General features: G+C 41.2%; 6 protein-coding genes. 1 reads left to right on the forward strand and 5 read right to left on the reverse strand.

Going from position 1 to position 4,843, the window contains the following annotated elements; translation table 11 throughout:
* Positions 1-38 precede the first annotated feature (38 nt).
* The 3 genes from FWF39_RS11860 to FWF39_RS11870 form a co-directional block, all read right to left on the reverse strand.
* Positions 39-653: a recombinase family protein gene (locus tag FWF39_RS11860; RefSeq protein WP_343383648.1), complete on the reverse strand. Its 615-nt coding sequence runs from the start codon at positions 651-653 to the stop codon at positions 39-41.
* Positions 654-1,256: 603 nt separating this feature from the next.
* A complete protein-coding gene (locus FWF39_RS11865; protein ID WP_343383649.1) occupies positions 1,257-1,658 on the reverse strand; it encodes an IS630 transposase-related protein in 402 nt (133 codons plus the stop codon).
* A 306-nt stretch (positions 1,659-1,964) separates the two neighbouring features.
* Entirely contained in the window at positions 1,965-2,120 is a 156-nt protein-coding gene (locus tag FWF39_RS11870) for a hypothetical protein (RefSeq protein ID WP_343383650.1), read from the reverse strand.
* Between the two features lie 102 nt (positions 2,121-2,222).
* On the opposite strand from FWF39_RS11870, the gene FWF39_RS11875 reads away from it, so the two are divergent.
* A complete protein-coding gene (locus FWF39_RS11875) occupies positions 2,223-2,456 on the forward strand; it encodes a hypothetical protein (RefSeq protein ID WP_343383651.1) in 234 nt (77 codons plus the stop codon).
* A 197-nt stretch (positions 2,457-2,653) separates the two neighbouring features.
* Here the strand turns inward: FWF39_RS11875 and FWF39_RS11880 are convergent, their stop codons facing one another.
* Positions 2,654-2,950 carry a hypothetical protein gene (locus FWF39_RS11880; RefSeq protein ID WP_343383652.1) on the reverse strand — a complete coding sequence of 99 codons (297 nt, stop codon included), beginning with the start codon at positions 2,948-2,950 and terminating at the stop codon, positions 2,654-2,656.
* Positions 2,951-3,792: 842 nt separating this feature from the next.
* On the reverse strand, positions 3,793-4,843 hold a 1,051-nt coding region (locus tag FWF39_RS11885; protein ID WP_343383653.1), incomplete at its 5' end, for an InlB B-repeat-containing protein.

Genomic DNA, 4,843 nt, shown 5'->3' on the forward strand with positions numbered 1-4,843 from the left:
TCAAAAAGTACACCATTTGATACAGTATTTGAGAATAGTTACGGAGTTTGCCCTTTAATGGTAAAGTATTCAGCACGTCGGCGGTAAAAAGTGGCTTGGCCCATACCGCATATTTCGAGAATTTCATCAGTACTTAGTTGCTTTTCACCCCACCGCCTTAACAATTCACTAAAGTTATTCGGCGCGTCCTTGACTGGTCGTCCGAAACGAATACCCCTTGCTTTTGCGGCCGCTATGCCTTCACGCTGGCGTTGCCTAATGGTTGTCAATTCGTTATGCGCGATAAAACTCAAAATCTGCAAAAATAAATCAGCAATAAAAGTTCCCATAAGATCTTTATTTAGACGAGTATCCAACAACGGAATATCAATAACCGAAATATCAACACCCTTCTCCTTTGTCAACATACGCCACTGATTTTGAATATCCTCATAATTGCGTCCCAAGCGGTCAATACTTTTGATATACAAAAGGTCGCCCGCTTGAAGCTTCTCCACAAGAGTCTTGTATGCAGGACGGTTAAAATTTTTACCTGACTGCTTGTCAATAAACACGTGTGACTGCGGTATATGTAGTTCACTCATTGCAAAGGTCTGTCTGCTCTCACATTGATCTTTTCCTGAAACTCGACAATATCCATAAATTTCCAACAAAATCATCCCTTTTTTCCTTTTACTGTAACATCAATCTGCATGTGTCAATATGTTTATAGCAACTTGATTAATGTTTTACTATGCACCCGTCGTGTTTGAACCAGTTTTCAATATCGATAAGAGAAAATTTACTTAACGCAAAAGACAGCGCCACTACAAAACCCCTGTAACATCTTGCCTTCAACTTTCACAAAATGGCTTTAATTTTTGACCACATAAGCTCAATAGGATTCAAATCAGAAGAATACCTAGTAGAAAAAGCACTTTAATTCCACACCGCGAAAACACCTCACAAACCAACTTTGACCGATGAACCGACTATATCCAACACCAAAACATCATCCACACCAAGACTTGGCGCAAACCGATTCTGCAAATAATCCGCAAACAACTCCTTACACAACGTACCTCTAAAAACAGACAAAACCTTCTACCCGCTAAGTCTTATAGTCGATAAAACCGACAACCTTTGAAACCTACCATCAGACACACCCTCAACCACCCGCTCAGCCTTTTCAGCCCACCCATAAAGACGCGACAAAGCACAATTTATGCTGGATCCATCAAGAAAAACCAAATTCCTCAACAAAAAATGCTTTTGTATTATTTTCCATTGTTCACGTTCCTTTTGGCTGTCTTTATGATCTTGTCTTGCTGCATAGAACATCTTTTTTTAAATGTTAAGCCCAGTTTTTTAAACATTCGACTAAGGCCTGATTCGGATATGGGGAGGCTAAATTTTTCTATTAGTTCCAGAAGGGTGATGTCGGGGGTTTTTGTTATTTCGGTTTTGATTTGGGTTATTTGGCTATTGTTTAGTTTTGAGGGGCGGCCGCAGTTTTTGTAGTTTGGCAGATAAGAATCTGTTTTTCGGTATAGCGCCCAGAGTTTTGTTACTGAGCTTTCGCTAACAAAGAGCCAACGTGCAATATCAGCTTCATTTTCGTTGTTTTGTTTGTGTTTGATTATTTTTTCTCTTTCTTCATTAGTAATTGGTCTTGGCATAACAACACAATAAACCAACATACAGTAAAATTTTTCTCACGTTTCTATATCAAAAGAAGCAAACGACACCAAAACTTTCAGGTAAAACATTCTAAAGTTTGAAGACAACTATCGGATAAGGATTTTCTTTGACAAATCCATAAAAGCAGTAAAGAGATAGGTGAGAGCGATTAAGAGTATGCTTTTATGAAACGTGTTGCACAGCCTTAACTTGCCCGAAGGAGATTCTAACCAGGGATAGAATCAATACTGCTGAAACTTATAATAAAACCTGAATTCTGCGTGTTTTTGTAATATACAGGTTATTTAGGCGGGTTGCATGGATAGGGTGTCGAGGGGAACTTTGAGAGCTTCAAGAATAGTTCTTTGCAACTTTGTTAAGGGTGTGACGGCTTGGGTTTGATCAGCCAAAGTTACCACACGAATCTTTTCAAGCTCCAACAACACCTTATCAAACGACAAATGCTTTATCTCAACACTAGCCCGCAATACACGTTGCATATAAGAACACAAAACCAAAGCCAAAAATCCAACAAACACCTTCCCCTCCAACGTACGATTCCAATGAACACGCACACGCCTAAAATCCAAACCACACTTAAACGCGCAAAAACCCTTCTCAACCATACCCCACTACCGATACAAACCCAACACCTCCCCACTACTCAACTCAGAACTACTACTAAGCAAAACAAAAAACCCGCCCGACCAAGCCACCTATCCACCAACACACTATCCAACACAAAACTCACCGTCTCCTCCTCCACCTCATCTAAAAGCACCTCTACCTTAAAATAATCCTTAAACCGCCTAGCCGCCCCCTTACACGGCTTACTCATATTCAAAAGCTCAACCTCCAAACGCTCAATACGCAAATACAACGCCTTCTAATCAAACGCCGCCTTCTAATCAAACGCCGCCTTCTAATCAAACGCCGCCTTCTAATCAAACGCCGCCTTCTAATCAAACGCCGCCTTCTAATCAAACGCCGCCTTCTAATCAAACGCCGCCTTCTCCGCATCAAAATAAACATGCGCCCAAAGCCTATGACCATAAAGCTCAACCGGACACTTAAGACTATAAACCTCAAACGCCCCAATACAATTAACCGATTTACGCACCTCAGACTTGTTCTCATCAACAAGTTTACGCGCTTCTACCCTATCAGCATCTAAAGCCGTGACAAAATCATAACTATTTTTATAGAGATAGTTAAAATTGTCCTCCGTTACAAAAATACGGTCTAAAATGAGACTTATTGTGTTTAGTCCTAGTTTTTGTGCGTTGGTCATTATGAATTCTAGGTAGAATTTGTCAGGGATACTTCCATTGTAGAGGGCGTAGTATGTGGGTATGTGGGAGGTTACACCGTAGTAGATTCCCAGGTTTATTTGGGGTAGGTGGTCGTGGTCACGGTTGTAGCCCCATTCTTTTAGTTCGAGGTTGTTTGAGTGGGTAGATATTGAGGTTACGTCGTAGACGTGGTGTTCTTTGTCTTTACGGGTTTTTATCCAGTTGGTGAAAAAGGTTGTTTTTTATTGTGGGTTTATGGATGCGAAGAGTTGACTTGCGTCTATGTCGTTTAGGGGTTGGGTGAGGTTTGGTTTGGTTTGGTTGAGCCAGTCTTGGATGTATGTCATGGTGTTGCCTTGACATAGCATGTCGAAGACGGGGGTTAGGAGTTGGTTGTGTTTGGTTGGGAAGGCGTTTTAGGGTGGTTGTGAGTTGTAGTTGGTTTGCGATTTGTGTTAGGGTGGTGGTTGTTCCTGTGCTTTGGATTGTTTTTATTGTTGGTGTGGGTTTTGGTGTGGGGAAGAGGCCGTGGTAGTTTCTGTTTGGGATTAGCATGTTTGTTTGGGTCTTTTTTCCGATGGATATTGTTTGGCTTGTTTTGTTGGGAGTTTTTGAAATTTTGTTTAGTTGGTGGTTAATTGTTTTTCAAAATATACGTTTGTTAGTTATTATTTTGAGGCTTGTATATTGTAATTTCGCTAAGAGATCAGGATATTAAATCAATATCGAGATAATTTACTTAAACATCAAACGTTAATCACTGATCCAATCAACGTGATGCAAAAACTCAAAAACACATATTACCTAAAAACCGAAAGTTACGGATTAAATATTTTTGCGGTTAGTTTTCAGCGTTACCATTTGGTACATAATAGAAGGTAATCACGTTTTTCGATGCATCCTCAGCAAGAGTTAAAGATACCATACTCTTACCTGTTACCGCATATCCCACAATATCGGGTGCAATCTCGGTTACAGCAAGACCAACAGGGCCAAACCCAGAAGTCTTGCCTAAACCCACATGAGTCGTGGTACCCTGTAAACAGTAATGTACTGTATACGCAACTTTTTCTTCGTTATTCTTTTTACGTTTGAAGATAAGAGCTATGGCGATTATTTCCACTATAAAAATGATAGCGTTTACAATTGTCCATTTGTCTACTAGTGCCATTGGGCGGGTCATGTCTTCAGTGAGTATGAATACTATAAGTCCTGCAATACCCAGGGCAATTGCTGTAAATAGCCATATGTTCCTGCGTTGTTTATCATTGTCGCCACTCTGTTCATTATTGAACTTTGTTTCATTCTGGTTCTTAGCGTTTTTCTGCTGTATTTTTTGTTTTTGTTTCTTTTGCAGTAGTGTATAAATGATTATTATGATTGCCAATATGACCCCTGTTACACTTAGCAGAAGGTTCACAAGTGCCCAAACAGCCAAAGGTTCCTCCTCACCACCATCAGGCGGAACTTCCGTTGGTGGAGACGAGGGCGATGTTTCTGGTGGAGGTGTGGGAGTTGTTGGGGGTTTGGTACTTGGAGGTGTGCTGGGGGAAGAGGGACCACCGGGTGTTGTGCCGGTGTTATCGTTTTGCCTATATTGCGCTGTAACAGTAAGATCAGAGACTATATAGTTAAATGTGTGACTCCACCCGGTGAAAGTGTAGCCTGTACGTGTGGGATTTGCAGGGGCAGTAGCAGAACCACCATATGCAACACGTTCTTCTTTTAGAAGCGTATTATCCCAATTTACGAAACGTACGGTAAACATTTCCTGCTCCCACTGCGCCACATACACAGCATTCCCAGTAACTGTTGCACTCGGCTCAGGCACCCAACCAACGAATCTCCAACCCGTTTCACCTGTAACCACAGGTGCAGAAGGAGTTGGATCA

It is taken from the genome of Candidatus Bathycorpusculum sp. (genome assembly GCF_009778815.1).
Classification (GTDB): Archaea; Thermoproteota; Bathyarchaeia; order Bathyarchaeales; family Bathycorpusculaceae; genus Bathycorpusculum; species Bathycorpusculum hydrogenotrophicum.